This is a genomic window from Arthrobacter sp. H35-D1, assembly GCF_030063185.1.
Lineage (GTDB): Bacteria > Actinomycetota > Actinomycetes > Actinomycetales > Micrococcaceae > Specibacter.
Map to the genome: position 1 here is coordinate 17,142 of NZ_JASISP010000021.1, position 23,255 is coordinate 40,396.

The window sequence follows — 23,255 nt, forward strand, 5'->3', positions numbered from 1 at the left end:
AGGGAATTACGGCAGTTGGAATATTTCGGTAGGGGGTGGTGTTAACTCGCAGCGAAGACCGTACTACGTATTGAAAGAGTGTCAGTGCCCCAAAATAACGTGACCACCCTTGTTATGGACGACTCCACTGCGATCGCAGGAGCCGCAGCGGAAGAACAGCTCATCCTCGACGAGGCCTTCGGCCGTCGCGACAGTATCCTCCAACATCTCGAGGCCGAACTCGCCACCCCGGCGGAGGACGCAGTTGAGCAGGCCAGGATGCGCATGCTGATCCGCCGCCGCGCAGAACTGAAACACGCAGAGCAGGGCCTGATCTTCGGACGGCTCGACTCCCTCGATGCCACAGTCCGCCATCTGGGACGCGTCGGCATACCCAGCTCCGGAGACGACGACGATCCGCTGGTCATTGACTGGCGCGCACCGGCAGCACGAGCCTTTTACACCGCAACGCCGGTAGACCCCCAAGGACAGGCGCGACGTCGTCACATACGTACCCGGGGTCGCGAAGTCATCAGCTTTGACGACGAGCCGCTCGATGGTTCCGGGGCGAGTGAGCTGGTTGGTGAGGGCGCCCTGCTTTCCGCTCTTGGAGAGCGGCGCACCGGCCACATGAGCACGGCGGCGGCAACCCTGCAACGCGAGCAAGACGACGTGGTTCGCGCCGACTCCCGGGGCCCGCTGGTGGTGCAAGGCGGCCCGGGCACCGGGAAAACCGTGGTGGCCCTCCACCGTGTGGCGTACCTGCTTTTCACTTATCCCCAGCTGGCCGCGCAGGGCGTCTTGGTGATCGGCCCGTCACCACGTTTCCTGGACTACATTGCTCAGGTACTGCCGGCGCTTGGGGAGACCGCCATCGTCTCGGCGACCTGCGACACTTTAGTGCCCGGAATCGAGGTGGAGCGCACCGAGCAGCGCGATGTGGCCGAGATCAAGGGGCGAGCGCTCTGGCAACAGGCACTCTCCCGGTATTGTGCATCGCTTCTCCCGCAGCCTGCAGACCTCGAACTGGCATGGGAAGGCGATAAGTACACACTTGATGAACGACGGATCGCCAGGGCCATCGCGTCGGCAACTTCGGGACGGTCTTACCATGCGGCGCGCGCGGTCTTCACCCAACAGGTTCACGATCTGCTCACCGATGCAATAGTCGCCCGCAGCGAAGAAACGCTGACCCAGGTGGAGGAGGGCCTGGAGGACCTGCTCAGCAACTTCGATGCCCGATTGACGCACTCCGACAATCGCGCTGCGACCAGCGGCGCAACCGGCGCCGACGTGGACGGGGTGCTCAGCGATGAAGACATCGAGCTATTGCGCGAGAAGGTCGAAGCCGACACTGACGTGGATGCGGCGATTCAAGGCTGGTGGCCGACACGCGACACCACGGTCGAACTGCACCGGCTGCTTGGCGACGAGGCACTGTTGCGCCAGTGGACACCGGAGCTCACAGACCTCGAAAGAGAAGCAATCGTCAACGAACCACTGGCGTGGGCGAGCAGCGATGTGCCCCTCTTCGACGCCTTGGCCGATTTGTTGGGCGATGCACTCCCACACAGGGTGCAGGGTGAATTTTTGGTCGATCGTGCTGCAACACAACGCGACTGGGTCTACGGGCACGTTGTCATAGACGAAGCGCAGGAGCTATCCGAGATGCAGTGGCAAATGGTCATGCGCCGTTGCCCTACCCGATCGATCACCGCTGTGGGCGACATCGATCAGGCCGAAGCGCCACACCTGCACACAACGTGGGGAGAAGCTGTTGGCGCAGCCTTCGGCGAAAGGTGGACCGAAGCACAGTTGACCATCTGTTACCGCACCCCGCTCGAAGTCATGGCCCTGACAGCGCCGGTTCTCCGCAACGCCGGAAGCCACAACGAACCACCTCGCGCCGTCCGGGCTTCAGGCATTGAGCCATGGCAACGAGATGTCAAGGAAGGCGACCTTGCCGCCGAGGCGGCACGCGCCGTCGAGGAGCTCTCAGCACGCTGGAGTGGCGGGATGGTCGGTGTCATTGCTCCCCTTGACCGCGTGTCAGCTTTGCGCACGGCCCTGCCCGGGACACCGGTTCTCTCCGCGACCGATGCCAAGGGCCTGGAATGGGATGCCACCCTGCTCGTCGATGCACCCGGCATCGTCGCCCAGCCGCGGGGCTGGAACGGACTCTATGTGGCGCTCACCCGTTGCACCCAGGAGTTGGGACAACTGCTGGTGAAGTAATTTGGCGCACGACGCCGGTCACCCACCGCATGCCCTCTGTCCCACCATTCGTCGTGGCTGGCCGGAGGGCGTCATCACTCCAACCTGGCCCAGACGTTCGGGCGGCTACACCCTACCGGGGTCGTGCCGCCCATACTTTGTGGCTCCCGCGCATCACGAGGTCGTTGCGGCGTGCCACCCCGCGCGTCGATTCCGGATCCAGGAGTTGGTCAAGCGTCGCTAGGTCCTCGGCGCGCAACCCGTCGATCAAATGGGCGCGCAGCCGGGCAAGGGACATGGCCGTGCTGCGCGCGAGCCGTTTCTGGTCATTGGCCTGGGCATAGTCGAATGTTTGTTGCCCCAATTCCGTGTAGCCCGCTGCTTCCAAGTCCGCGCTCCAATCGGGGTGGGCGTTGAAGCCTGCCTTGTCCGTCGCCGCATGGCAGCGCTCCTCGAAGCCTGCGACTCCGAAACCAAGATCCACCGGCAGGTAGCGAGGCAGTGCCACCATTTCCACCAGAACCAGTACTCCACCAGGAGCGAGCGACTTGCGGATGTTGTCAAAGATCTTCGCGGAGTCCTTGAAGTGGTGCATCGAGGTGGCCGCCCACATGAGATCAACTTTGCCCAGCACCGGCCATTGCTCATCAAGGTCGGCCCGGACGGTGGAGACCCGACTGTTCAGCTGCTGGCCTTCAGCGTGCTCCTGCAACTGGCCGAGCATCTTTTCCGATTGATCGACTGCCACCACAGTGGCCTTCGGGAAGGTGCGTGCCAAGCCAAAGGTGCCGGCGCCTGTGCCGGCGCCCAGATCCACGATGGTCCGTGGATCCCCGACCAGTTCCTTGGCCCAGCCGAAAATCCGCTGGAAGTGCTCGTCCAACAGCACCGCATCGAGGTCAAGGACCTCGGCCATGTCGAACCAGTCGTCGTGGCTGTGCCCGTGCCGTTTCGTCATGGTTCAAGCTTAAGCCGCAGTTTTCATGGCGTGAAGCGTTCGCACCGTCATCAAGCACGAAAAGCCAGCCGCAGACATGGTCCACCATCTGGTATCGCGATTGTGACGGGTGGAACAGCGTATGAGACCTCCCCCAGTTTTGATGGCCAGCCACTTCAATAGAATCGTTTCATGTCTGAGACTCCCGCCAGTTCGGTGACCCTTCGTTTCCTTGCTGCTCCCACCGACGTCGGGCACAGCGGCTCCGTGGATGCCGGCACGGTGCTGGAGTGGGTGGACAAGGCTGCGTACGCGGCCGCCGTCGGCTGGTCCAAGTCCTATTGCGTGACTGCTTATGTGGGCAACATCCGCTTTGCCGACCCCGTCAATAGCGGGGACATGGTGGAGGTGAAGGCGAGAATCGTCTACACCGGGCGGTCATCAATGCACATCCGCACCGTGGTGTCCTCGGGCGACCCGAAGGGCGGCACCCCCACGATGCGCAGTCAGTGCACCGTGATATTCGTCGCCGTGGGCGAAGACGGCAAACCCATCCCGGTGGCACCGGTTGAGCCCACCACGCCGGAGGAGATTGAACAGCACGAGGACGCCGTGGCCCGGATCAAGGTCCGCGAAGAGATCGTAGCCGCCATGAAGGACCAGGAATATACCGACGCCGGAACCGCGGAGCGCGTGGTCCTGAGATTCATGGCCGCGCCCACGGACGTGAACTGGGGTGGCAAGGTTCACGGCGGGATCGTCATGAAGTGGATCGATGAAGCCGCCTATGTGTGCGCATCACGCTACTGCGGCGGTGACACCGTCGCGGTGTTCTCCGGCGGCGTGAGGTTCTACCGACCGCTGCTGATCGGCCACGTGGTGGAAGTGGAGGCCCGGCTGGTCTACACGGGAACCAAGGGCATGCACATCGCAGTCCACGTACGGTCGGGAGATCCAAAGGGCCGTGAGATGAACCTCACCACGTACTGCCTGACCGTGATGGTGGCGCGCGACGGTGCCGGCAACTCGGTGCCGGTCCAGCCATGGGTTCCCGTGACCGAGGAGGACAAACGCCTGCGCGCACATGCCCGGGAGCTGCTGGAAATTCGTGCCAAGATGCCCCGCAACATGATCGCCAACCATCTTCTGCCGGATAGAACAACGACGACTCCAGGCAACATGGTGGGTTCCGCTTAGCCATAGTGGCCGCCCAAGTCTCCGTCGCACCATGTACCGCAGCCTGTCCACGCCCTAGTGTGGGAACAGCACCGACGCCCCGGACCAAAATTGTCCGGGACTTGAGGTGAACACCACCGAAGAAACGGGGAGCAACATGCAATACCGCACACTGGGCAACAGCGGCGCCGTGGTTTCCAACTACGCGCTGGGCACCATGACGTTTGGTGCCGAAGCCTCCGAGGAAACCTCCCATGCCATCCTGGACAGCTACCTTGCCGCGGGCGGGAACTTCATTGACACGGCGGACGTCTACAGCGCCGGGACGTCGGAGGAGATCATCGGCCGCTGGCTCGCCAAGCACAAGGATGAACGCGACCAGGTGGTGATCGCCACCAAGGGGCGTTTTCCCATGGGCACGTCGCCAAACGACGTCGGAACCTCCCGCCGCCACCTGACCCGCGCCTTGGACAACTCCCTCCGGCGCCTGGGCGTCGAGCAGATCGACCTCTACCAAATGCACGCGTGGGACCCCGTCACACCGATCGAGGAGACGCTGCGTTTCCTGCACGACGCCGTCGCCAGCGGCAAGATCGGCTACTACGGATTCTCCAATTTCCTGGGCTGGCAGCTGACCAAGGCCGTCCACATTGCCAAGGCCCACGGCTGGAATGCCCCCGTGACGCTGCAGCCCCAGTACAGCCTGCTGGTGCGCGAAATCGAGTCGGAAATAGTGCCCGCCTCGCTGGATGCCGGGATCGGCCTGCTGCCGTGGTCGCCGCTGGGCGGCGGATGGCTGAGCGGGAAGTACAAGCGCGACGTCCCGCCAACCGGTGCCACGCGCCTGGGTGAGAACCCCACGCGCGGCATGGAGGCCTGGCAGGAACGCAATGACAACCCGCACACCTGGGAGGTTATCGGAGCTGTGGAAAGTATTGCTGTGGCCCACGACACAGGCGCGGCGCAGGTGGCGCTGGCTTGGCTGGCCGACCGCCCCGCCGTCACCTCGGTGATTATCGGCGCCCGGACCACCGAACAGCTGGCAGACAACCTTGCGGCCGCGCAGCTCGAACTCTCCGAGGAAGAAACCAGCCGGCTCACGGACGTCAGCCAACCCCGGCTGGGCATCTACCCCTACGGCCCCATGGCACAAGTCCAACGCAGCCGCAAACTAGAAGGCGGCCGCTAACCCCAGTACGACGGCGGCCCTTGGCTTTGGGGATTCACGTCCCTTGGGTGCCGCGCAGGTCCGCGCCGGGTTGCGGACCTGCGGGCGCCCTGGCGGCACTGCACCACGACGGATTAGGGTTGGGCCATGCCACTTGATTGGGAACAGGTCGTCATTGACTCAAGGGATCCACAAGCCCTCGGCCGCTGGTGGGCCGCAGCCTTGGACTGGGTCGTCACGCTCGACAGCCATGAAGAGTTTGAGATTCGTCCGTCCGTGGCTGCCACGCCGGGGATGATCTTCGTCCCGGTGGAGGAAACCAAAACCACGAAGAACAGGGTGCACCCCGACTTTCGACCGCACAACCAGCAGGCCGAGGTCGACAGGCTGTTGTTGCTGGGCGCCAGCCGTGCCGACCTTGGCCAAGGCGAACAACCTTGGGTGGTCCTGCTTGATCCGGAGGGCAACGAGTTCTGCATCCTCAACGCACCCAGCCGGTGACAGTCGTTCTTTCTCGCCCGCCATGACAGTGCCGGAGCGAGCATAAGCGCGCCCCGGGCAGGAAAAGCGATAACGTGTCAATATCTGCAAATATTGATCGTCTGATTGAATCCCCGAGAGAAGAGGAAAACCCCATGAGTATTGGTGCTGGAATTTTGCTGGTCGTCATCGGCGCAGTGCTGCGATTCGCGCTCACCATCCAGTTGTCCTGGATAGATGTGGATCTGGTGGGGACCATCCTGATGGTCGCCGGCGTCGTCGTCTTTATTCTGGGAATGATTTTCACGTTCCGTCGGCGTCGTTCAACCACAACGCGGCGCACCAGCGTTGGGCCACGAGACGGCGACAACGTTGTTCGCCGCACGGACAGGACCGATGAGACCGGGTTGTAGGCGCCTGCCCGTCCAGGTTGGCGGCAGCTGGTTCAGGACGTGGACGACGTCGGGGCCTGGCCTTCGAATTGTCTGGCCACCAGGACGTCGGTTGAGGAGTGCGCCAAAATGGAAAGCACGATGACAAGCGCGACCAAGTGGAAGATCTCATTCGAGTACTCGCCTCCCGATTGCAGAACCAGAATCCCGTAGACAACCGAGGCGAACCCCTTGGGGCCGAACCACATGGCGGCAAGTTGTTCCTTCCGCGGCAATTGCGAACCGAGAAAAGACACTAGCAGGGCCAGCGGGCGGGCAACCACAATGGCCAGCACGGCGAAAACCCATCCGGAGAACGGTATCTGGCCAAAGAGAAATGCCGGGGTGATGAGCGCACCGAACACCAATACAGCCGCCAGTTTGAGCAGTTCCGACACCAACTCGCCGAACTGCTCGAACTCGGCCCGGATGTGTGGTGCGGCGGTGGCCACGGTAATCCCGGCCGAGAATGCCGCCAGGAAAAGGTTGGCATCGGTCACCAGGGCGATGGCCAGCACCAGCAAGCCGATGGATACCGCAAGCAGCGGTTGAAGTTCTTTCGTTGCGCTAAAAAAAGACTGCCGCTCCAGCCAGACCACCGCCAACGGAACAAGCACTCCCACCACCAGGCCCAAGACAATCTCTTCTGCCAGTCCGCCGATTCCGGCGTCCTGGCCACCGCCCACAGCCAGCAGGACCAGGACCACGGGCAAGGCAAGCCCGTCGTTGAGTCCGGACTCAACGTTGAGCAGGTGGCGCAGGCGCCGCGGGACTCCCTTGTGGCCCACAAGCGCAGCCGCGAACACCGGATCCGTCGGTGCGAGCACCGCACCAAGCAGGAAACACTCCAGCCACGGCAGGCCCACGATGTAGTGGGCAAGAACGGCCGTGATGACCAGCGTCATCGGCAGCCCCACCAGGAGCGCCCGGCCGGGCAGCCGCCAGGCGTTTCGAAGCTCGGACAGCCCGACTTTCATGCCGTCGCTGAAGAGGATCGAAAACAGGGCCAGTTCGGCCAGAATCCCCACCACGGGATCATCGGATTGCATGGGGATGATCCCGAACACCCCATTGCCCAGAAAGAATCCGCCCACAAGAAACAACACGGCGGTGGACAGCACCGTCCGGCTGGCACGCTCGGAAATCAAGACACCGACAAGCAACAGCCCGGCAAAGCAAAGCGTCAGCATCGGAACCAAGACAGCCTCCCCACCGGCCCACCTCGCGCATTCTTCCGGACATCCCGGGGCAACGCCTGACCGTTCGCTTTCCTGAGTCTATGGGAGGGACCCGGCGAGCAACACCCGCAAATGTCCGGCAGGCGTTGCCACTGTCGACGATCCGAAAACAAGAGGCCCGGAACTGGTCCGGCAGCTGCAATATGAGACTGAGTCCAAGCCGTGACCACACTACGCCACAAGGGTCGGCCCGGAACTGCCAAACATGCCCTAGTGTTCAACACAGAGTGTTTTCCCAGACAACGACTTCAACGACGAAGCAGTACCTCAGAACACCAACAAAGGACACCCCATGCGTGCCAAATACGTAATTCCTGCACTGACCGCCGCCGCTGCCTTGATGCTCACGGGTTGTGTCGACAACAGCACCCCGGCGCCAGGTGGCAGCGCGTCCGCGTCGACGGACAGTGTCGTGGTCAAGAAAAACGATGAGATTGCTGCATCCCTTCCGGAGAAAATCAAGAGTGCCGGTGTCCTCAACGTGGGCATGGCCAACAACTACCCGCCCAATGAATTCAAGGACGACAACGGAAAGCCGGCGGGCTGGTCGGTCGACTTGACCAACGCACTGGGCCAGGTGATGGGCCTGAAGGTCAACTTCGACATCGGCACGTTCGACAACATCCTTCCCGCCATAAATGGCGGAAAGGACGACATGGGCATGTCCTCGTTCACTGACACCCTTGAGCGCGAAAAGCAGGTCGACTTCGTCAACTACTACATGGCCGGCATCCAGTGGGCGGCCCCCGTTGACAAAACCGTGGATCCCAACAACGCTTGCGGGTTGAAGGTTGCCGTGCAGGCAACCACGTATGAGGACACCCATGAAGTTCCCGCAAAGTCCAAGGCGTGCACGGAAGCAGGCAAGCCCGCCATTACCATCTTCAAGTTCGACACCCAGGACCAGGCAACCAACGCCTTGGTGATTGGCCAGGTCGACGCAATGAGCGCCGATTCTCCCGTCACGCTGTATGCCATCTCGAAGACAGACAAAAAACTGAAAACTGCCGGCGATGCTTTCGAGGTTGCGCCCTATGGGATGCCGGTGCCCAAGGACAGTGCTTTCACTCCAGTACTCCAAAAGGCACTTCAAGCCCTGATCGATGACGGGTCCTACGCCAAGATCCTGGGCAAGTGGGGCGTGGAAAGCGGCGGGGTCAAGACTGCCACCGTCAACATGGCTGCGAAGGGCTAACAGCCCGTGTCCACTCCAAACCGATACCCGATTTCACCGGCGGACCCCGGGCCACCGGGCCCCGCTGAAGACGGCGAGGTCATCAAGGCGATCCCCCTCCGCCATCCATGGCGTGTCTTGATCGCAGTGGTCCTGGTGGCCATGCTGGCTGTCTTCATCATCGATGCCGCCCAACGCAAGGACTTTGGTTGGGCCGAAGTGGGCAAGTACATCTTCGACAAGCGGATCAGCCAGGCGGCACTGGTCACCCTGCAGTTGACGGTCTATTCAATGGTCCTCGCCATTGCATTGGGCTTGTTGTTGGCCATCATGCGCCTCTCCCCCAACCCGGTGGTGAAGAGTGTGGCTTGGCTCTACATCTGGATCTTCCGCGGCACCCCGGTGTACGTGCAGCTTGTCTTCTGGGGAATCGTTGCCCTCATCTACCCGGTGCTCACAGTGGGAGTGCCATTCATGACCCCCTGGCTTTCCTTTGACAACAGCATCTTCACCAATCTGTTCGTCACCGCCATCATCGGACTGGCACTCAACGAAGCCGCTTACATGTCCGAGATTGTCAGGGCCGGGCTCATGTCCGTCGACGAGGGTCAGGAGGAAGCCTCGCGTGCCTTGGCCATGTCATGGGGGCAGACCATGCGCTTCATCGTTGTGCCGCAGGCCATGCGCATCATCATTCCGCCCACCGGCAACGAGGTGATCTCGATGCTGAAGACCACCTCACTTGTTACCGCCATCCCGTTGAGCATCGACCTGTACGGCGTGTCCCGCGGCATTTCAGCCGTGACCTTCACTCCCGTGCCGCTGCTGATCGTGGCCTGCATTTGGTACCTGCTGTTCACGTCCATCCTGATGATCGGCCAACACTTCATCGAAAAGCGATTCTCTCGCGGTTCCGGCCAGCGCAAGGCAGACAAAGGTTCGGTCCCGGACGGTCCACCAACAACGGCGGAGCTCACCAACACGGCGATTGGCAATGATATTGGAGGCAAGGGATGAGCGTAATACCCATGGTGCTCGCGGACCGCGTTTCCAAGAGCTTCGGATCAAACCGCGTGCTCAGGAGCATCAGCCTGAAGGTCGATCCCGGGGAGGTGTTGTGCATTGTGGGACCCAGCGGATCCGGCAAGTCAACTTTCCTGCGCTGCATCAACCACTTGGAACGGGTTGATGCCGGCCGCCTCTCCGTCGAGGGCCAACTCGTGGGATACAGGCAGAAGGGCGACAAGCTGTTTGAACTTCGGCCCAAGGAAGCTGCCTTCCAACGGCGCGAAATTGGCATGGTCTTCCAACGTTTCAATCTCTTCCCGCACCTGACCGCACTGGAAAATATCATTCAGGCACCCATGCGCGTCAAGCGTATGTCAAAGTCCAAGGCCACCGCGCGCGCCAAGGAGCTCATGGAGCGGGTTGGGCTCGGCGACAAGACCGACTATTACCCGGCCCACCTCTCCGGTGGCCAACAGCAGCGAGTTGCCATCGCACGGGCGCTCGCCATGGATCCCAAACTGATGCTGTTTGACGAGCCAACCAGTGCTCTTGACCCGGAACTGGTGGGCGAGGTCCTGGACGTGATGAAGGAGCTCGCCAGCAGTGGCATGACCATGATCGTGGTGACCCATGAGATGGGTTTCGCCCGGGAAGTGGCCGATTCACTGGTGTTCATGGACGACGGCGTCGTGGTCGAGTCGGGCGACCCCCAAAAGATCCTCACCAACCCGCAACACGAACGGACCAAGATGTTCTTGTCCAAGGTCCTTTAAGGTCGGTGGCGGGCAACGTTTCCGGCAGCGCGTCGTTGGGGACGTGCTCCCTGATCGCTGCGGTGTTCACCTTGGGATGGAGCCGGGACTGGCTTCTATGGTGAGGATGTGGACATGGACTGGGCCGGGGTTCAGTCCCGTGTGGCAAATATTCTCACGGACTCGTTCTTGCACGCTTTCGGCAACGCTCAGGGCGGTGTAAGCAATGTCAGTGGCTATGTCCAGATGGACAGTTGCCGTGCCGTCGTTGATTCGCGCGACGACCCCGTCATGCCGATAGCTGCCGTCTTGGCTGCCGGAAATGTGGAAGTTCGCCAAGGCAGCAGGTCCGAGGCTGGCAAGGAAGCCCTTGATGGTGGGTTCGAGCCTGAGGACTCCCGGGGTTTCCAGCGCAGTGCGGGCAGCCAGGGATGCGATTAGTTCACTGTTGATGAGGGACCCTTGGAGATTTTGCTCAGACATCGTACAGGTCCTCCACTGTGATGTTGACGGTTCCGGCATCAATTCCGACGCCGGCAGGGATGGCCTTGTTGATCTTTTGCCGCAGTCCCTCAACAGTTGCGGGAATGTCAATGCCTGAAGCCGTGGCAACCCGGAGATTGATCGTCAGGTGGGTGCTGCCCATTTCAGCGTCGGACTGCACTTCAATCCGGCAACGCCGTGAATGGATTCCAGGTATCGCAGCCGCGGCCAGCCGGATCAGTGAGCTCAGTGCTTGTTCACTGATCTCGACAGTTCCGTATTCCGTGCCCCGCAGCACGAGTCTCTTGCTGCGGCGGGCTTCTGCGCGGGCCAGGGCCATGATGGAGTTCGTCCGCTCGGCTGGAAGCGTCATCTCCGGATTGTGCAGGTCGCTTTCGCGCAAGGCGACGGTAGCTTCCTTGATTTTTTGCATCCGAGCCTTGGCCGCTTGGCATAGCTCGCAGTCTTCTTCGTGCGAGGTGGGTGGCTGGTCCATGCCGGCCCAGATCTGGTCGATACTGCGGCCACATCCAAGGCGGCGTGTGTCTTCTAGCGCCACTGGCTCATCCCTTCTGCTATCCGGCGCCGAGCGCGGGCAAGTGTCCCGCGGACCGTCGTGGGGTTGATCTTGAGTGTGACACCGATTTCTGCGTAACTTCGTCCATGGATTTCCCGCAGCAGCCAGCAAGCCCGTTGCACGGCAGGGAGAGTGTTCAGCACCGTCGTCAACCCATCCTGTTGAGCCGCCCACTCGGCCGAAGCGACCGGATCAGCCTCCAAGGGTGCCCTGGTGGCGCCGTCGTCAAGTGTGGAGTGGATCTCCGCCGGGTCCGTGATGGTTTCGGCTCGAGCTGAGCGTTTCCGCAGTAGATCCAGGCATTTGTTGGTTGCCAGCCGATAGATCCAACCGCCAAAGGCTTTGACATCGGAGAGCATCGGCAGGGCGCGCCAGCTGGCCGTGAGTGTTTCCTGAACCACGTCTTCGGCATCCGTACGGTCGTTGAGCATCCTGTATGCCAGGCGAAAGAGCCGGTCTTGGTAGGTGTGCACAAGATGTTCGAATGCTGCCAAGTCGCCGTCCTGGGCCCGAGCAACGATGCTTCCCTCGTCAGTATCCGCGTCACAGGCCGGGTTGGAATCATTCATTGATTGCCTTCCCTGTCCCCTACCGGGTGAGCTGCCGGTGCTTGCCCCCAATATGCCACAGACATGGTCAGCAAGGAACCATTGGTTTCGGACGCAGCCACTCGCACGAAAAATGCCGGGAGAAAATACTTCGAGCCAGGGCGTGACGATTGCGGCCAGCGTCCGTCTTTAAGGGTGTAAGCGAAATCACATTTTCTTTCGAAGGAGCTGTTTTCCATGGCAGAGTCATCCAAACCCGACACGCAGTCCAGCGGTTTGCCGGCCACCACTGAGGAGCAGAAGCGCAACGTCCCCCAGCTGCAGGAGCAACCCAAGCGTCACGATGCATTGCACACGGACCGCGGTGACACCATGATCGAGGAAACCGTGGTGCAGAAGTTGGCGGGGATCGCCACCCGCGAGGTCCCGGGTGTGTACGCGATGGGCAGTTCGGCGCGACGTGCGTTCGGCGCCTTCACGGAACGCATCCCGGGCTCGCAAATCAATGTCAGTGGAGGTGTCAGCGTCGAAAAGGGCGAACGCCAGACAGCAATTGATGTTTCCATCGTCGTGGAGTACGGCATCTCCATCGTTGAGATCAGCCAAGGCATCCGACGCAACGTCATCCAGTCCGTTGAGCACAGCACCGGCTTGGAAGTGCTGGAAGTCAACGTCAACGTCACCGACGTCCACCTGCCCGAGGACGACCGGCAAGACCAACAAAATCAGCAGGAACCCAAGACTGAACTTCAATAATTCAACGGCACCGGGCGGGGTTCCCCGCCCGGTGCCGTTGAGTCCCAGGGAGGAAGAAGAATGGCTATGTCTACTACACGTTGGTGCTTGACGATAGGGCTGGTGCTTGGAATAGTTTTGGCTTTCGGCGGCTGGTGGGCCCTGTTGTCCGCCGTGGTCCTGGGCTTTATCGGCATGATTGTGGGTCGGGTGGCCGAGGGAAAACTCGACATGGCCGCCTTGTTCGGTAAAGCAACAAGCCGATGAACCCGCAAGGCGCGCAAGCCCAGTCATTGGACACGCGCAAGGATCCCGTTGCCGGCAGCATTGATGCACGCGGGCACACGGTTCTGGCGAACAAGGTTGTCGAGAAGATCGCCAGCCAGGTCGCCGGCGACGAAGCGGTGGCGGGAGGTTCCTCCGGCGGTTTTCTGGGCATCGGCGCCCATGCGGATCTCACTTCCCGGCCCAAGGTGTCGGTGGAACTCAGCGGGAACATGGCGACCCTCCGGGTCGACGTCGGCATGCTCTACCCTGCCCCTTTGCGCCAGGCCACAGAAGACCTGCGTCAACGCATCCGGGACAGGGTCATGGAACTGACAGGTGTTGAAGTTCGCCACGTGGACATCAAAGTTTCGTGGCTCACCACTGCCGATGCCGACGCCGGCGGGGAAAGGAAATTGCTATGAGCCGCAATGACGGACGTTCTTCCCGCCTTCGGCGCCGCCCCAGCCGCACCGTGCCGGCCATCGTCGTCGGAATTGTGCTTCTGGCCGCAAGTGTCGCCTTGGCATGGGCAAGCATTGCCCGGCTGATCGACGGCACTTGGTCCACCCTCCTGCTGGGTCTCCGGGACTGGCTGGTTGGCCTGCATTGGGACGATCCATCCCTGTGGATCATTGGAATAGTCGCCGTCGTGGTTGGCGTGGTCCTGTTGCTGTGCGCACTCATTCCCGGCGCATTCAGCGCCCTGACAGTGCGCAACGCCACCGCCCGAGCAGACGCTGATGCGCAGGAGCACGAACACACTGCGGCGGAACGGGAGACCGTGATGACCCGCCGTGCCGTGGCCCATCTGGCCAGGGCACAATGCGTAAAACTCGATGGAGTGGGAACGGCATCGGCAACGGCCAGCAACAAACGGGTACATCTGAAGGTCGATACCTCCTTGCGGGAAACCGACGATCTTCGCATCCGCGTCATTGAAGACGTCCGAGACCGGCTAAACACCACCGGGCTCGACCCGTTGCCGCGCATCACCGCCACCATCGAAACCACAGGATGAGATCCAGCTCCACCCACCATCAATCCCGGAAGGAAATCCGATGAGACAAACAGCCGGAACCCTGAATCGCACGTGGCTGGCGATTCTGGGCATTCTCGTTCTGGTCGCCGGCGTCGCAGTACTTTTGCAGGCCACAGGAATCCTGCAAAACGTGCTGCAAACCCCGCTCCGCGGCGCAAAGATTGTTACCGGCGGGCTGCACCCGTTCTTCGCACAACAGTGGCTGGTGATTCTCTTTCTTGCCGTCGGCATCATTGTTGGCGTACTGGCCCTGTTGTGGATCATCGCGCAGATCCCACGGAAGAATCTGGCCGAAACCTACAGGCTGCAGCAGCCAGGCGCACAAGGAAGAACCACCTGCGACCCTTCCGTGCTCGCCGACGTCGTGGTGCACCAGATCAACACGCTGCCCGGCGTGGTCGCCTCTTCCGCCCTGCTGCGCGGAACCGCCGACGAACCCGATCTGACCTTGAAGGTCACTGTCAACGATGAAGCCGATGTCCGGGCACTGCTGCGCCACCTTGAAAGCACCACGTTCATGGAGCTGTCCACCGCTTTGGAAACACCTGTGATCAAGCGCCGAGTACAAATCGATGTCAGTGCACGCAACCAAAACAGCGGAACCGTGACCCAATCCGGCGGTATCGTCCTCCAGTAGCTCCCGCAGGGGAACGTGGCGAGTGTTACTCTTGCACCATGTTCCGTTTCCGTGATTGATGACCGACCTGCTGTCTCGACGTCGTCAGGTTGTCAATCACTGCGCGCAATATGTGCGCCCATCAACGGAGCTTTCCCTTGCCCATCACCGCGCCCTTGGCCACTTACGCGGCGGTCTTTCGACTGCCGCATGTCCCTTTCGTTTTCGCAACCGCGTTGGCAGCGCGATTCGCTTATCCACTCGTCACCCTGCCCCTTCTGCTTGCCGTTCAATCCGCAACAGCTTCCTTCTCCGCGGCAGGACTGGCGATGGGATTCTACGGTGCCACCGCCGGTTTCCTGGCACCTTTGCGGGCGCGCGCTGTCGACCGGCACGGACGCCGTCGGGCCTTGTCCGGCTTTGCCGTCCTCTTTGCGCTCAGCCTGGCAACACTCGCCCTGGCCACGAGCCTGAACGCACCGGTGATCATGTGCGTGGGTGCTGCCGCCCTGGCAGGAGCCGTTGCACCGCCAATCGGACCGTCCATGCGGGTGATGTGGGCCTCCATGACACCCACCAATGTCTTGCTCAAAAAGGCGTTGAGCGTTGATTCCGTGCTCGAGGAACTCCTCTACCTTGCCGGACCGGCGTTGGCTGGATTTGTGCTTCTGGTCATCAGCCCAAGTGCTGCATTGCTGCTGCCCGCCAGCCTGGTGCTCATCGGCACATTGCTGATGCTTTCATCCCCGGCCGCACGGGAGCGTCGTGAGCCCGGCGCGCACAATGACTCCCCCGTATCCGAACAATCCCTATTGAAGCAGCGAAGGTTCTTGGCCTTGCTTCTTCCGGTTCTTGCGACGGGGCTTGTGGTCGGCACCATCTACGTCACCGTCCCGGCCGCCATACAGGGCCCGCACTCCGAGGCTGCGATTGGCATTGTGCTGGCAGTGTTCGCGGCTGGCAGCGTGGTCGGTGGGTTGCTGTACGGGGCATCGCAGCCAAAGATGTCAGCACACAAGCAGCTCTTGGCGCTCACCACCCTCCTCACACTGGCGACGGCGGCCGTCATGGCTGCCCATACGGTGCTCAGCCTGGGACTTGTGCTGCTGGTGGCGGGCGTCTTCCTGTCCCCGACCATGATCGTTGCGTACTTCGCGGCGAATGGATTTGGCGGCACAACCCGGCAAAATGCGGCCACGACGTGGGTGAACACCTCCCACAATGTTGGTGCTGCAGCCGGGAGCGTCTGCGCAGGAATACTGATAGAGAGCGCGGGCACCAATGAGGCGATTCTCGTTGCTCTTTGCGGGTCGGCCGCAATCCTCGCGATCAGCGGGGCGATTCCCACCTTGCGACGACGCCCGTCACCGTTCCGCAGCTAGTCCCCGTCACCGACCTGCATCCAGCCAAGGGCCCGTGGCGATCGGGGCGATGCCGCCACGGCCGCTCGGACCGCTCCCTACTTGTCTGTCTTGTCCACGGAACTTTTGCTGCCTGTTGACGGGGCTTTCGCAGCAGCCTTCGGTTCCGCCCGCTGGTGGCGGCGTTGGTTTCGCAGTTGCAGGATTCGGACCGCACCGGCAACGGCCACCAGAATCGCACCCCCGACGGCGGCAATGAAAAGTGCCATGCCCAGGGACAACTCCCCGGAAGCACCAAAGTACTTCACCGTCACCCGGTCTTCGTTTTGCAAGATGAAGATGATGAGCAGCACAAGGACAACGAGCCCTGCACTGATGGCAACCCAGATCACCCCGGCCCTTGTGACGTCGGCATTGCCCTCAGGCTGGGGGGCCCGTTTTGCCGGCGGGTGCACCTGTTCTGGCTCGACGGGCCGCGATTCGGGTTGTTTCGTCGGTTCCGGTTCCTTGGAAGGAGTCGGCGTCGAATTAGTTGTCATTGTGTTCCATGCCCTGACTGTCCATGCGGTGCGTTCGAACGTTTCGGTCTAGCCCATGCTACTCGGACAGGGCCACGAAAGGTGCCTGCATGGTGGCCTGTTAGCTGAATGTAACTTCCGGAAACAACTTCAGTCCGACGTCGGACGGATCGGGAATTCGACGCGTGTGAGGAGGTCCGTGGGCTCAGCCGTCCGGGGGTCGTCGAGGTACACCAGGAGCGGGGCACCCATCGGCTCAATGCCTGCCCGGCCGAGCTCCGCGACAAGCCGTCCAAGCCGTCCAAGCCGTCCAAGCCCAACGCTGATGCCCTCACCAATGTTGCGCAGGGAACTGCGGAGTCTCGTGGCAGCAACGCGCTGTGACGCCCGGGCCGGCAGCTCGTCAGAGCCGCAGGCGATGCCAGGAGTACACGGTTGCCGACGCCGCCCCGGCGGTCATCACCAACAGTGCGGCCAGTTGGATTCCAAAAACGCCGCCGCCTGTGACAGTGGCAGCCCACACTCCCGGTGCAGCGAAAGGAAACCAGCCGCCAAGACCCAGGAGCACGGCGACTTGGGCGAGCACAGGCATGACGATTGCAGAGCCTATCCCCGCCAGCATGCTGCGGCAGATGCTGGCCACCAGGCCGCCCACAACGGCGAGCGCGCCGGTCAGAAATGTGCTCCCAGCGAGCCGGGCGGCGAGCGAGAAGGTGTCCGCCGTCGGCTCGTATCCCAGCACCGCGCCAAGGAGCACAGCCACCCCCGTCAACACCATTGTCGAGGCGAACACCCAGAGGCAGAGCACAAGGAGCTTGGCTCCGGCGACCATGGTGCGAGTTGTTGGCAGGGCGAAAAGACCGGTGATGGTCCCCTCGCTGAACTCCCGCCCGAAGCTCCAAGCGTGGACAATGCCGAAGGCCAGCAGCCCGGCGGCCGTGGACACAGCAGTGGCGACGGAGAGCAGCCCGTCCCAACCGCCGTCGCCCGCGAAGGCTGCAGCTTTCGCCGCCGCCGGCCCTCCCCGTGGGCGGCGGCCAGGGAGGCGGCAGCGATGGTGGGGACACCCAAGACGAGCAGAACCGTGGTGATGATTGGCACCGGTGCCGAGCGGAACTTGACCCACTCGACCCCTACGGCGCCGGCGAACAGCGTAGCGGCACTCATGGGTTCGCTTGCCTCTGGTTCGCCTCGACGTCGGCATTGACCAGATTGAAGAAGCGGCGTTCCAGGTCGATCCCGTCCGGGGCCAGCGTGCCGATGATCCGCCCGGAGTTGATCACGGTGATCTGATCGGCGATCCGTGCCACTTCGTCGAGGTGGTGGCTGGACACCAGCACCGACGCACCGGTTTCACGGACGCGCTCCAGCAGCATCCTGCGCACCAGCACGGTGCCGGCCGGATCCAGCGCGTTGGTGGGTTCATCCAGCACCATGACGTCGGGGTCGGCGACAAGAGCGGCGGCAATCCCGAGCCGCTGCCGGTTGCCCAACGACAATGTCCGGGCACGGCGCGTCCACCACTTCGTCAAGAGCAATTCCTCGGCCAGCCGGCGCGCCGCTGCACGTCCTGAACCCAGGCCGAGCCCGGACAATCGCCCGGCGATCTGCAGATTCGCCTGCACCGTCAACTCTGGATAAACCAACGGAGTGTCAATGAGATGGCCAACGCCGGCCCATCCGGCCGGCTTCATGCGTGCAACATCGACCCCACGCACCAGCACCCTGCCCGCCGTGGGGGCGGTGATGCCCAGGACCAGTCTCAGCAGCGTCGTCTTCCCTGTCCCGTTCAACCCGACCAGCGCATGCACCTGCCCTCGCTGCACCACCAGGTTCGTCGGTTGCAGGGCGGCTCCTTCCCGATATTTCTTGGAAGCAGCAACAAGTTCGACGGCGGCTGCTTCACCGGGCATCGGTGCTCACCTCGCGGTCTGGCGCAAGATAGGCCAGTGCGGCACGCAGCTGAGCGCCAAGCGTGCCGGTGTGCGTAGCTCCCCCGTGCAGCAGTGCCGCCGTCAACGCACCCAGGCAAGCACCGGTGGCCACTTCCGCTTCCAACGCCGAAACGCCCGTGGACACCATCGCCTCCACGATGGCCAATTGCGTCGCTTGGGTGCCCTCCCACGTCTTCGCCCGCAACCCGGGGTGGGCAGCTGCGATGCGGATCCGGCGACGCGTCTGCTCATCTTCTTCCGCCCCAAGCTGGGCAAGAGCAATGCTGAACGCTCCGCACACCCGTTCCAAGGCCGGAAGCCCGCGTGGCTGCGCAGCCACGATCGCGGCAATCATCGGGTCGTAGGGATCCTCCACGACCACCGCATCCTTCGTCGGAAAGTGCCGGAAGAATGTCATGGGAGTGACGCCGGCCGTCCTGGCGATCTGTTCCACCGTGGTTGGCTCGTATCCCTGCTCCTCGAACAGTTCCAACGCCGTCAACAGCAATCGCGCCCGTGTGCTCTCTCGCTTGCCCATAGAATAATGTTAGTCACTAACATTATTTGTGGCAATAATCTTGTCCCCATGGCCATTTCCGAACACCGCAGGTACGCTACCGCCATGGAAACCAATCAGCTCTTTCTCGTCTCGGACGCCGCACTGCGCAGCGTCGTCGACAGGCTTTCGCCCAAGGATCTCGCCACCCCTGCCCCCGCCGAGTGGTCGCAGGTGCCGGAGCCAACCATCCTCGACATCCTGCGAGCGCACGCCTACGACGAAGCATGGGTTCCCGACGTGCTCGCCGGGGCGTCGTCCGCCGAAGGCGACGACTGGCGCGATCGTGACTTGCTCGGAGACGATCCGATCACTGCCTACGACGCGCTGAACGACCTCGCCACAGCCGCCGTTCGGAATGGCGTGCCCCGGGACGCGATCTTCCGCTTCCAATACGGCGACTACCCTGCACAGGAGGGTCTTGTGCACTTGTCGCTCTACCGCGGCTTCCAGGCGTGGCTGATCGCCAAGCACCTCAACATCGACTTCCACCTCTCCGAGGAAATCATTGCCGGCATGAACGAGCACGTGGTGCCCAACGCCGAGGAGTGGCGCGGCTTCGGCGTGTTCCCGCCCGCAATGGAACCGCCGGCCGGCGCCGACGACGAGACCCGGCTGCTCTGCGCCGTCGGCTATTGGATCCCTTGACGTGAACCAGGCATGCCCGTGACGGCGCGGCCTGTTCAGGCCGCGGTGGCGCGCCGGTCGGCATGACCGCCAAGGTTGGCTCCACAGCTTGCCGGCTGTCCCCGCGAGGAGCATGACCGTCATGATCATGCACATGGGCACCGCCATGCTGTATGTCTCGGACCAATACGCCTCCGTGAAGTTCTACCGCGATGTCATGGGGTTCTCCGTCGTCACGGACCAGGACATGGGAGACGGCGCCCGCTGGATCGAGATGGCGCCACCGCAGGGATCCACCACAATTGCGCTCCACGACGCTGCCCACAACGGAAAACAGCCGGGCGAAGGCGCCTATCTCACGTTCGCCTGCGACGACGTCGAGGCCACGGTCGAGGAACTTCGTGGCAAGGGTGCAGACATTGTGGGCCCTGACGTTCAGCCGTGGGGCACCTTTGCCTTCATCAACGGCCCTGACGGCCACCGGGTGCAGATTCACCAAAAATAGCCGAATCCAAATAGCTCAGATCCCGGTTGACATCGAATCGAATCCCAGCCAACAACCGGCTGTCGATGGGAGGAGACTGCACTGTCAGTCCGAGCCGAACAGTCAGTCCGAGCCGAAGTACTCCGCCGCTCGACGGTCCATCTCATCGGCGCGGACGTGCTCGATCCGTTGGCTCAGCATCCATTGCTGTCCGAACGGGTCGCGAAGCCTGCCGCCCCGCTCTCCGTAAAATTGATCGGCCAGCGGGTAAACGACTTCCGCGCCGGCAGCGACGGCACGCTCCCACGCTGCGTCAACGTCTGGCCAATAAGTAGCCATGACAGCAGTCACCACGCCATTCTGCGACGGCGGAGCCTGGGCCGGAGCGTTGCCTGGTGTTTCATCGGTGATCATCACCACCGAGTCCCCGATGCGCACCTCGGCGTGGATCACCACCCCGCTGGGATCGGCAAACCGTTCGCCCACTTCCTCCGCCGCAAATGCGGCCCTGTAGAAGTCGATGGCCCGAGCACCGCCGCGGACCACCAAACGGGCCGTGACCGTGTGTAGATGTTCCGGAATTGGCGTGACTGCCTGACCTTGCTCGCTCATGCCGTGCCTTCCTTCAGTGTGGGCCCATTTGTTGCGATGGTATCCACAGTCCCGCCTGGAAAACCAGGGCCTTGCTGCAGAACGGCTCACCCTGGTCAGACACATTCTTGCTGTCCTATTCCTGGGGGCTATCCCTGTCTGGGAGTCCTGCCCGGCGCGGACGTTTCGGTTCCGATCGGTTCCGCCCAGCGGGGGCGCTGGATCAGGCAGAACGGATGTCCGGCCGGATCGGCAAATACGCCCTTCCCGTCGAGCTTGCTCGCACCAAGCGCCAGGAGGTGCGGCGTCGCGTCCGCGATACTCTCGACCATGACGTCGAGGTGCATTTGTTGTGGGACAGCCGGGCTGGGCCAGGTCGGTGGACGATGATCGGGGGCCAACTGAAATGCCAGCCCCGACGTTCTCCCGTCCTCGGCGACCACCACAAAGTCGTCGCTGTCATAGGTGATGGGCTGGCCCAACAGCCGCGAATAGAACTTCGCGAGCTCGCGGGGATTGGGACAGTCGAGGATGAGGTGGTGGAGTCGCCCAAGCATGTCCTCATCCTCCCGCGCACTGCTCCCTGGCACCAGCATCGCCGCCAGCCCTTTTGCCAACAATTTCGCCGCAGGGAGCCACTTGCGGGGGCAAAAGTCCTAGGCTCGGTGCATGGCCACCTCATCGTGGAGTCAGCTCACCGCCGATCTTGACCAAGAAGACCTCGCCAAACTCACCGCCTTCCGCGATTACTGCCGCAGTCTTCCGGACGTGGAAGAGCGCGTCCACTCCGCCGAAATTGCCTACGCACGGAAGCGGACCTTTGCCTCGGCGTACATAAAGAGCCACTACTTGGAAGTGGGCATTGAGCTGTTGCGCGCAGTCGCAGATCCCCCGCCGGGGGCGCCACACCCAAGCCCACAGGCGATGGCTGAGGGCACGCAGCCGGCCTCAGGACTACTGCTCCAGGGCACCGCTGAAGTCCGGGGCGCCCGCACCGGTTAGTTCCGTTGCATCCACGGCTCGCCCCGAGACTGCCATGAGGAGGCTGATGGCCGTCCCACCCACCTCCGGACCTTCTCCCTGGGCGAAGTCCGCATCGGATGCAACAAGGCGCCAACCTGCCGCGCGTTCCTTCCCTCCTCCCATCGAAACGCCGGTTTTTACTTGATAGGCCAGCGCGGCGGCCACATGGGCAGCCGGATACACGCCGGGGATGCCCAACGGACGACGAATGTCCTCGCCGTGCACAAAAGCCTCCACCAACCGGGTGGCCAACGCTGCCGGAGGGGTTCGGGTGTACGTGGACACGGCCAACAACTCACCCAGCGTGACTGAGGGATCCGCAGCCTTTTCCCTGGCAATGCCGGCGGCGTTGTCGCGGTCAAAGTCAAAGCGGGCAGCCACCAATCGTCGAACAAAACTCCAACGCGTGGTCTTGGCCGAGTCGACAAGATGCGCCACGACGTCGTGCACATCCCACGTTGGGCACAACGAAGGGGTTTGCCACGCGGATGCTGCAAGCATTTCTAGGTCCGCAACCAGGGCAGCACGCTCGGCATGGACCGCGGACCAGATCTCGGAGCTGGGAATTCTCGTCATGACGCTATGGAAACAGTAGCGCGCACTTCTTGTCAAGGAGTAGAATAACGCCATGGCAGCACGCAGAAGCTACGGTTCCTACAACGACGGGTGCGCCTCCGCCCATGCCCTGGACTTGGTTGGCGAGCGCTGGGCGCTCATCGTGGTCCGGGAACTGCTGCTGGGTCCGAAGAGATTCGTTGACATCCAGCACGACATCCCGGGAATCGGTCCGGGTCCGCTCACGCAACGGCTGCAGGATCTTGAAGAAGCAGGCATTGTGCTGCGCCGCGCATTGCCCTCCCCGGCCCATGTGAGCGTGTACGACCTCACCGAGTGGGGACGCGACCTTGAAGCGGTCAACACGGCGCTGTCCTTGTGGGCTGTGCAGTCCCCGCAGCTTCCGCTGGCCGCGGACATGAGCCCCGACACCCTGGTGCTGGCCATGCGTGCCCATGCCCGCCCGCTGGCCCAGGGTGCACAAGGGCGCAGGGTTGCGCTGACATTGACTGACTCGCGAACTACCGGCCGGGCCCCTGTGCAGTATCTGGCAACATTGACAGCCCAGGGGACGTCCGTCGTCAAGTGCGCAGCCGTGGATTCCGTGGACGCACAGGCCGGCAGCACCACTCGGGTTTGGAAAGCCCTTGTCATCGGCGGAGCTCCGCTGGAAGGTGCGGACATCGCGATCACCGGCAATGCCGAGGCTGTCCAAGACCTGCTCCACGCCACCATGCTGCAAGCACCGTTGTCCGCCGGCCCGGAACGCTGATCCGGCCGGCGT

At 62.5% G+C, this 23,255-nt stretch carries 30 protein-coding genes; 18 read left to right on the forward strand and 12 right to left on the reverse strand.

Translation table 11 applies throughout. From position 1 onward, the window contains the following. Positions 1-84: 84 nt before the first annotated feature. Complete coding sequence (locus QMG25_RS16330) at positions 85-2,214, forward strand: HelD family protein (protein ID WP_283462072.1); 2,130 nt, start codon at positions 85-87, stop codon at positions 2,212-2,214. 112 nt (positions 2,215-2,326) lie between these two features. Here QMG25_RS16330 and QMG25_RS16335 read toward each other — a convergent pair whose 3' ends face one another. Continuing rightward, entirely contained in the window at positions 2,327-3,151 is an 825-nt protein-coding gene (locus tag QMG25_RS16335) for a class I SAM-dependent methyltransferase (RefSeq protein WP_283462073.1), read from the reverse strand. 171 nt (positions 3,152-3,322) lie between these two features. On the opposite strand from QMG25_RS16335, the gene QMG25_RS16340 reads away from it, so the two are divergent. The 4 genes from QMG25_RS16340 (at position 3,323) to QMG25_RS16355 (ending at position 6,367) form a co-directional block, all read left to right on the forward strand. Further along, positions 3,323-4,327, forward strand: a complete 1,005-nt coding sequence (locus QMG25_RS16340) for an acyl-CoA thioesterase (protein ID WP_283462074.1) — start codon at positions 3,323-3,325, stop codon at positions 4,325-4,327. A 136-nt stretch (positions 4,328-4,463) separates the two neighbouring features. Next, positions 4,464-5,495, forward strand: a complete 1,032-nt coding sequence (locus QMG25_RS16345; RefSeq protein WP_283462155.1) for an aldo/keto reductase — start codon at positions 4,464-4,466, stop codon at positions 5,493-5,495. A gap of 126 nt (positions 5,496-5,621) precedes the next feature. Beyond that, positions 5,622-5,975 (forward strand): VOC family protein, encoded by a 354-nt coding sequence (locus QMG25_RS16350; protein WP_283462075.1) that lies wholly within the window; start codon positions 5,622-5,624, stop codon positions 5,973-5,975. A gap of 134 nt (positions 5,976-6,109) precedes the next feature. Further along, entirely contained in the window at positions 6,110-6,367 is a 258-nt protein-coding gene (locus QMG25_RS16355; protein WP_283462076.1) for a DUF6458 family protein, read from the forward strand. A gap of 32 nt (positions 6,368-6,399) precedes the next feature. Here QMG25_RS16355 and QMG25_RS16360 read toward each other — a convergent pair whose 3' ends face one another. Beyond that, the gene (locus QMG25_RS16360) at positions 6,400-7,575 is read right to left on the reverse strand and encodes a cation:proton antiporter domain-containing protein (protein WP_283462156.1); all 1,176 of its coding nucleotides are present in this window, start codon (positions 7,573-7,575) and stop codon (positions 6,400-6,402) included. Between the two features lie 340 nt (positions 7,576-7,915). On the opposite strand from QMG25_RS16360, the gene QMG25_RS16365 reads away from it, so the two are divergent. Genes QMG25_RS16365 through QMG25_RS16375 form a run of 3 tightly spaced genes read left to right on the forward strand, consistent with a single transcriptional unit; the run spans position 7,916 to position 10,578 of the window. After that, the gene (locus tag QMG25_RS16365) at positions 7,916-8,818 is read left to right on the forward strand and encodes an ABC transporter substrate-binding protein (protein WP_283462077.1); all 903 of its coding nucleotides are present in this window, start codon (positions 7,916-7,918) and stop codon (positions 8,816-8,818) included. Between the two features lie 6 nt (positions 8,819-8,824). Further along, positions 8,825-9,814 (forward strand): amino acid ABC transporter permease, encoded by a 990-nt coding sequence (locus tag QMG25_RS16370; protein ID WP_502866433.1) that lies wholly within the window; start codon positions 8,825-8,827, stop codon positions 9,812-9,814. After that, positions 9,811-10,578 carry an amino acid ABC transporter ATP-binding protein gene (locus QMG25_RS16375; RefSeq protein ID WP_283462079.1) on the forward strand — a complete coding sequence of 256 codons (768 nt, stop codon included), beginning with the start codon at positions 9,811-9,813 and terminating at the stop codon, positions 10,576-10,578. Before QMG25_RS16370 ends, QMG25_RS16375 begins: the two co-directional genes overlap by 4 nt. Before the next feature lie 66 nt (positions 10,579-10,644). Here QMG25_RS16375 and QMG25_RS16380 read toward each other — a convergent pair whose 3' ends face one another. From QMG25_RS16380 to QMG25_RS16390, 3 genes are read right to left on the reverse strand one after another with little or no spacing between them, the layout of a single operon-like run. After that, positions 10,645-11,040 (reverse strand): Asp23/Gls24 family envelope stress response protein, encoded by a 396-nt coding sequence (locus QMG25_RS16380; RefSeq protein WP_283462080.1) that lies wholly within the window; start codon positions 11,038-11,040, stop codon positions 10,645-10,647. Then, the gene (locus QMG25_RS16385; protein WP_283462081.1) at positions 11,033-11,599 is read right to left on the reverse strand and encodes an Asp23/Gls24 family envelope stress response protein; all 567 of its coding nucleotides are present in this window, start codon (positions 11,597-11,599) and stop codon (positions 11,033-11,035) included. Before QMG25_RS16385 ends, QMG25_RS16380 begins: the two co-directional genes overlap by 8 nt. Further along, entirely contained in the window at positions 11,590-12,186 is a 597-nt protein-coding gene (locus QMG25_RS16390; protein WP_283462082.1) for an RNA polymerase sigma factor, read from the reverse strand. The genes QMG25_RS16385 and QMG25_RS16390 overlap by 10 nt, the downstream gene beginning before the upstream one ends. A 216-nt stretch (positions 12,187-12,402) precedes the next feature. Here QMG25_RS16390 and QMG25_RS16395 point away from each other — a divergent pair, with 216 nt between their 5' ends. From QMG25_RS16395 to QMG25_RS16420, 6 genes are all read left to right on the forward strand, one after another. Continuing rightward, positions 12,403-12,921, forward strand: coding sequence for an Asp23/Gls24 family envelope stress response protein (locus tag QMG25_RS16395; protein ID WP_283462083.1), 519 nt, complete (start codon positions 12,403-12,405; stop codon positions 12,919-12,921). A 66-nt stretch (positions 12,922-12,987) separates the two neighbouring features. Continuing rightward, positions 12,988-13,167 carry a hypothetical protein gene (locus QMG25_RS16400; RefSeq protein ID WP_283462084.1) on the forward strand — a complete coding sequence of 60 codons (180 nt, stop codon included), beginning with the start codon at positions 12,988-12,990 and terminating at the stop codon, positions 13,165-13,167. Further along, a complete protein-coding gene (locus tag QMG25_RS16405; protein ID WP_283462087.1) occupies positions 13,164-13,589 on the forward strand; it encodes an Asp23/Gls24 family envelope stress response protein in 426 nt (141 codons plus the stop codon). Before QMG25_RS16400 ends, QMG25_RS16405 begins: the two co-directional genes overlap by 4 nt. Further along, complete coding sequence (locus QMG25_RS16410) at positions 13,586-14,185, forward strand: DUF6286 domain-containing protein (protein WP_283462089.1); 600 nt, start codon at positions 13,586-13,588, stop codon at positions 14,183-14,185. The genes QMG25_RS16405 and QMG25_RS16410 overlap by 4 nt, the downstream gene beginning before the upstream one ends. A 40-nt stretch (positions 14,186-14,225) precedes the next feature. After that, positions 14,226-14,843, forward strand: a complete 618-nt coding sequence (locus QMG25_RS16415; protein ID WP_283462091.1) for an Asp23/Gls24 family envelope stress response protein — start codon at positions 14,226-14,228, stop codon at positions 14,841-14,843. A gap of 137 nt (positions 14,844-14,980) precedes the next feature. Further along, on the forward strand, positions 14,981-16,204 hold the full coding sequence (locus tag QMG25_RS16420) for an MFS transporter (RefSeq protein ID WP_283462092.1): 1,224 nt from the start codon (positions 14,981-14,983) through the stop codon (positions 16,202-16,204). 77 nt (positions 16,205-16,281) lie between these two features. Here the strand turns inward: QMG25_RS16420 and QMG25_RS16425 are convergent, their stop codons facing one another. From QMG25_RS16425 to QMG25_RS16440, 4 genes are all read right to left on the reverse strand, one after another. Continuing rightward, positions 16,282-16,722, reverse strand: coding sequence for a lipopolysaccharide assembly protein LapA domain-containing protein (locus QMG25_RS16425; RefSeq protein WP_283462093.1), 441 nt, complete (start codon positions 16,720-16,722; stop codon positions 16,282-16,284). A 382-nt stretch (positions 16,723-17,104) separates the two neighbouring features. Further along, positions 17,105-17,827 carry an ABC transporter permease gene (locus QMG25_RS16430; RefSeq protein WP_283462094.1) on the reverse strand — a complete coding sequence of 241 codons (723 nt, stop codon included), beginning with the start codon at positions 17,825-17,827 and terminating at the stop codon, positions 17,105-17,107. A 37-nt stretch (positions 17,828-17,864) separates the two neighbouring features. Continuing rightward, positions 17,865-18,614 carry an ABC transporter ATP-binding protein gene (locus tag QMG25_RS16435; protein WP_283462095.1) on the reverse strand — a complete coding sequence of 250 codons (750 nt, stop codon included), beginning with the start codon at positions 18,612-18,614 and terminating at the stop codon, positions 17,865-17,867. Further along, on the reverse strand, positions 18,604-19,173 hold the full coding sequence (locus QMG25_RS16440) for a TetR/AcrR family transcriptional regulator (RefSeq protein WP_283462096.1): 570 nt from the start codon (positions 19,171-19,173) through the stop codon (positions 18,604-18,606). Before QMG25_RS16440 ends, QMG25_RS16435 begins: the two co-directional genes overlap by 11 nt. A 48-nt stretch (positions 19,174-19,221) precedes the next feature. On the opposite strand from QMG25_RS16440, the gene QMG25_RS16445 reads away from it, so the two are divergent. Both QMG25_RS16445 and QMG25_RS16450 read left to right on the forward strand, forming a co-directional pair. Further along, positions 19,222-19,839 carry a hypothetical protein gene (locus QMG25_RS16445; RefSeq protein ID WP_283462097.1) on the forward strand — a complete coding sequence of 206 codons (618 nt, stop codon included), beginning with the start codon at positions 19,222-19,224 and terminating at the stop codon, positions 19,837-19,839. A 112-nt stretch (positions 19,840-19,951) separates the two neighbouring features. Continuing rightward, entirely contained in the window at positions 19,952-20,323 is a 372-nt protein-coding gene (locus QMG25_RS16450; protein WP_283462098.1) for a VOC family protein, read from the forward strand. A 102-nt stretch (positions 20,324-20,425) separates the two neighbouring features. Here QMG25_RS16450 and QMG25_RS16455 read toward each other — a convergent pair whose 3' ends face one another. Then, positions 20,426-20,914, reverse strand: a complete 489-nt coding sequence (locus QMG25_RS16455; protein WP_283462099.1) for a VOC family protein — start codon at positions 20,912-20,914, stop codon at positions 20,426-20,428. A gap of 128 nt (positions 20,915-21,042) precedes the next feature. Beyond that, entirely contained in the window at positions 21,043-21,450 is a 408-nt protein-coding gene (locus QMG25_RS16460; RefSeq protein WP_283462100.1) for a VOC family protein, read from the reverse strand. A 112-nt stretch (positions 21,451-21,562) separates the two neighbouring features. Between QMG25_RS16460 and QMG25_RS16465 the strand changes: the two genes are divergently transcribed. Next, on the forward strand, positions 21,563-21,895 hold the full coding sequence (locus tag QMG25_RS16465) for a hypothetical protein (protein ID WP_283462101.1): 333 nt from the start codon (positions 21,563-21,565) through the stop codon (positions 21,893-21,895). Here the strand turns inward: QMG25_RS16465 and QMG25_RS16470 are convergent. Further along, positions 21,848-22,492: a maleylpyruvate isomerase family mycothiol-dependent enzyme gene (locus QMG25_RS16470; protein WP_283462102.1), complete on the reverse strand. Its 645-nt coding sequence runs from the start codon at positions 22,490-22,492 to the stop codon at positions 21,848-21,850. The two genes, QMG25_RS16465 and QMG25_RS16470, sit on opposite strands and share 48 nt — an antisense overlap. Before the next feature lie 52 nt (positions 22,493-22,544). Between QMG25_RS16470 and QMG25_RS16475 the strand changes: the two genes are divergently transcribed. Next, positions 22,545-23,243 carry a winged helix-turn-helix transcriptional regulator gene (locus QMG25_RS16475; protein WP_283462103.1) on the forward strand — a complete coding sequence of 233 codons (699 nt, stop codon included), beginning with the start codon at positions 22,545-22,547 and terminating at the stop codon, positions 23,241-23,243. Positions 23,244-23,255 lie beyond the last annotated feature (12 nt).

What these genes read in the sequence shown, in the direction of transcription:
- QMG25_RS16335 (WP_283462073.1), bottom strand. Translation starts at nt 3,151, where the DNA reads ATGACGAAACGGCACGGGCACAGCCACGACGACTGGTTCGACATGGCC.
- QMG25_RS16340 (WP_283462074.1), top strand. Translation starts at nt 3,323, where the DNA reads ATGTCTGAGACTCCCGCCAGTTCGGTGACCCTTCGTTTCCTTGCTGCT.
- QMG25_RS16345 (WP_283462155.1), top strand. Translation starts at nt 4,464, where the DNA reads ATGCAATACCGCACACTGGGCAACAGCGGCGCCGTGGTTTCCAACTAC.
- QMG25_RS16350 (WP_283462075.1), top strand. Translation starts at nt 5,622, where the DNA reads ATGCCACTTGATTGGGAACAGGTCGTCATTGACTCAAGGGATCCACAA.
- QMG25_RS16355 (WP_283462076.1), top strand. Translation starts at nt 6,110, where the DNA reads ATGAGTATTGGTGCTGGAATTTTGCTGGTCGTCATCGGCGCAGTGCTG.
- QMG25_RS16360 (WP_283462156.1), bottom strand. Translation starts at nt 7,575, where the DNA reads ATGCTGACGCTTTGCTTTGCCGGGCTGTTGCTTGTCGGTGTCTTGATT.
- QMG25_RS16365 (WP_283462077.1), top strand. Translation starts at nt 7,916, where the DNA reads ATGCGTGCCAAATACGTAATTCCTGCACTGACCGCCGCCGCTGCCTTG.
- QMG25_RS16375 (WP_283462079.1), top strand. Translation starts at nt 9,811, where the DNA reads ATGAGCGTAATACCCATGGTGCTCGCGGACCGCGTTTCCAAGAGCTTC.
- QMG25_RS16380 (WP_283462080.1), bottom strand. Translation starts at nt 11,040, where the DNA reads ATGTCTGAGCAAAATCTCCAAGGGTCCCTCATCAACAGTGAACTAATC.
- QMG25_RS16390 (WP_283462082.1), bottom strand. Translation starts at nt 12,186, where the DNA reads ATGAATGATTCCAACCCGGCCTGTGACGCGGATACTGACGAGGGAAGC.
- QMG25_RS16395 (WP_283462083.1), top strand. Translation starts at nt 12,403, where the DNA reads ATGGCAGAGTCATCCAAACCCGACACGCAGTCCAGCGGTTTGCCGGCC.
- QMG25_RS16400 (WP_283462084.1), top strand. Translation starts at nt 12,988, where the DNA reads ATGTCTACTACACGTTGGTGCTTGACGATAGGGCTGGTGCTTGGAATA.
- QMG25_RS16405 (WP_283462087.1), top strand. Translation starts at nt 13,164, where the DNA reads ATGAACCCGCAAGGCGCGCAAGCCCAGTCATTGGACACGCGCAAGGAT.
- QMG25_RS16410 (WP_283462089.1), top strand. Translation starts at nt 13,586, where the DNA reads ATGAGCCGCAATGACGGACGTTCTTCCCGCCTTCGGCGCCGCCCCAGC.
- QMG25_RS16415 (WP_283462091.1), top strand. Translation starts at nt 14,226, where the DNA reads ATGAGACAAACAGCCGGAACCCTGAATCGCACGTGGCTGGCGATTCTG.
- QMG25_RS16425 (WP_283462093.1), bottom strand. Translation starts at nt 16,722, where the DNA reads ATGACAACTAATTCGACGCCGACTCCTTCCAAGGAACCGGAACCGACG.
- QMG25_RS16435 (WP_283462095.1), bottom strand. Translation starts at nt 18,614, where the DNA reads ATGCCCGGTGAAGCAGCCGCCGTCGAACTTGTTGCTGCTTCCAAGAAA.
- QMG25_RS16440 (WP_283462096.1), bottom strand. Translation starts at nt 19,173, where the DNA reads ATGGGCAAGCGAGAGAGCACACGGGCGCGATTGCTGTTGACGGCGTTG.
- QMG25_RS16445 (WP_283462097.1), top strand. Translation starts at nt 19,222, where the DNA reads ATGGCCATTTCCGAACACCGCAGGTACGCTACCGCCATGGAAACCAAT.
- QMG25_RS16450 (WP_283462098.1), top strand. Translation starts at nt 19,952, where the DNA reads ATGACCGTCATGATCATGCACATGGGCACCGCCATGCTGTATGTCTCG.
- QMG25_RS16455 (WP_283462099.1), bottom strand. Translation starts at nt 20,914, where the DNA reads ATGAGCGAGCAAGGTCAGGCAGTCACGCCAATTCCGGAACATCTACAC.
- QMG25_RS16460 (WP_283462100.1), bottom strand. Translation starts at nt 21,450, where the DNA reads ATGCTTGGGCGACTCCACCACCTCATCCTCGACTGTCCCAATCCCCGC.
- QMG25_RS16465 (WP_283462101.1), top strand. Translation starts at nt 21,563, where the DNA reads ATGGCCACCTCATCGTGGAGTCAGCTCACCGCCGATCTTGACCAAGAA.
- QMG25_RS16470 (WP_283462102.1), bottom strand. Translation starts at nt 22,492, where the DNA reads ATGACGAGAATTCCCAGCTCCGAGATCTGGTCCGCGGTCCATGCCGAG.
- QMG25_RS16475 (WP_283462103.1), top strand. Translation starts at nt 22,545, where the DNA reads ATGGCAGCACGCAGAAGCTACGGTTCCTACAACGACGGGTGCGCCTCC.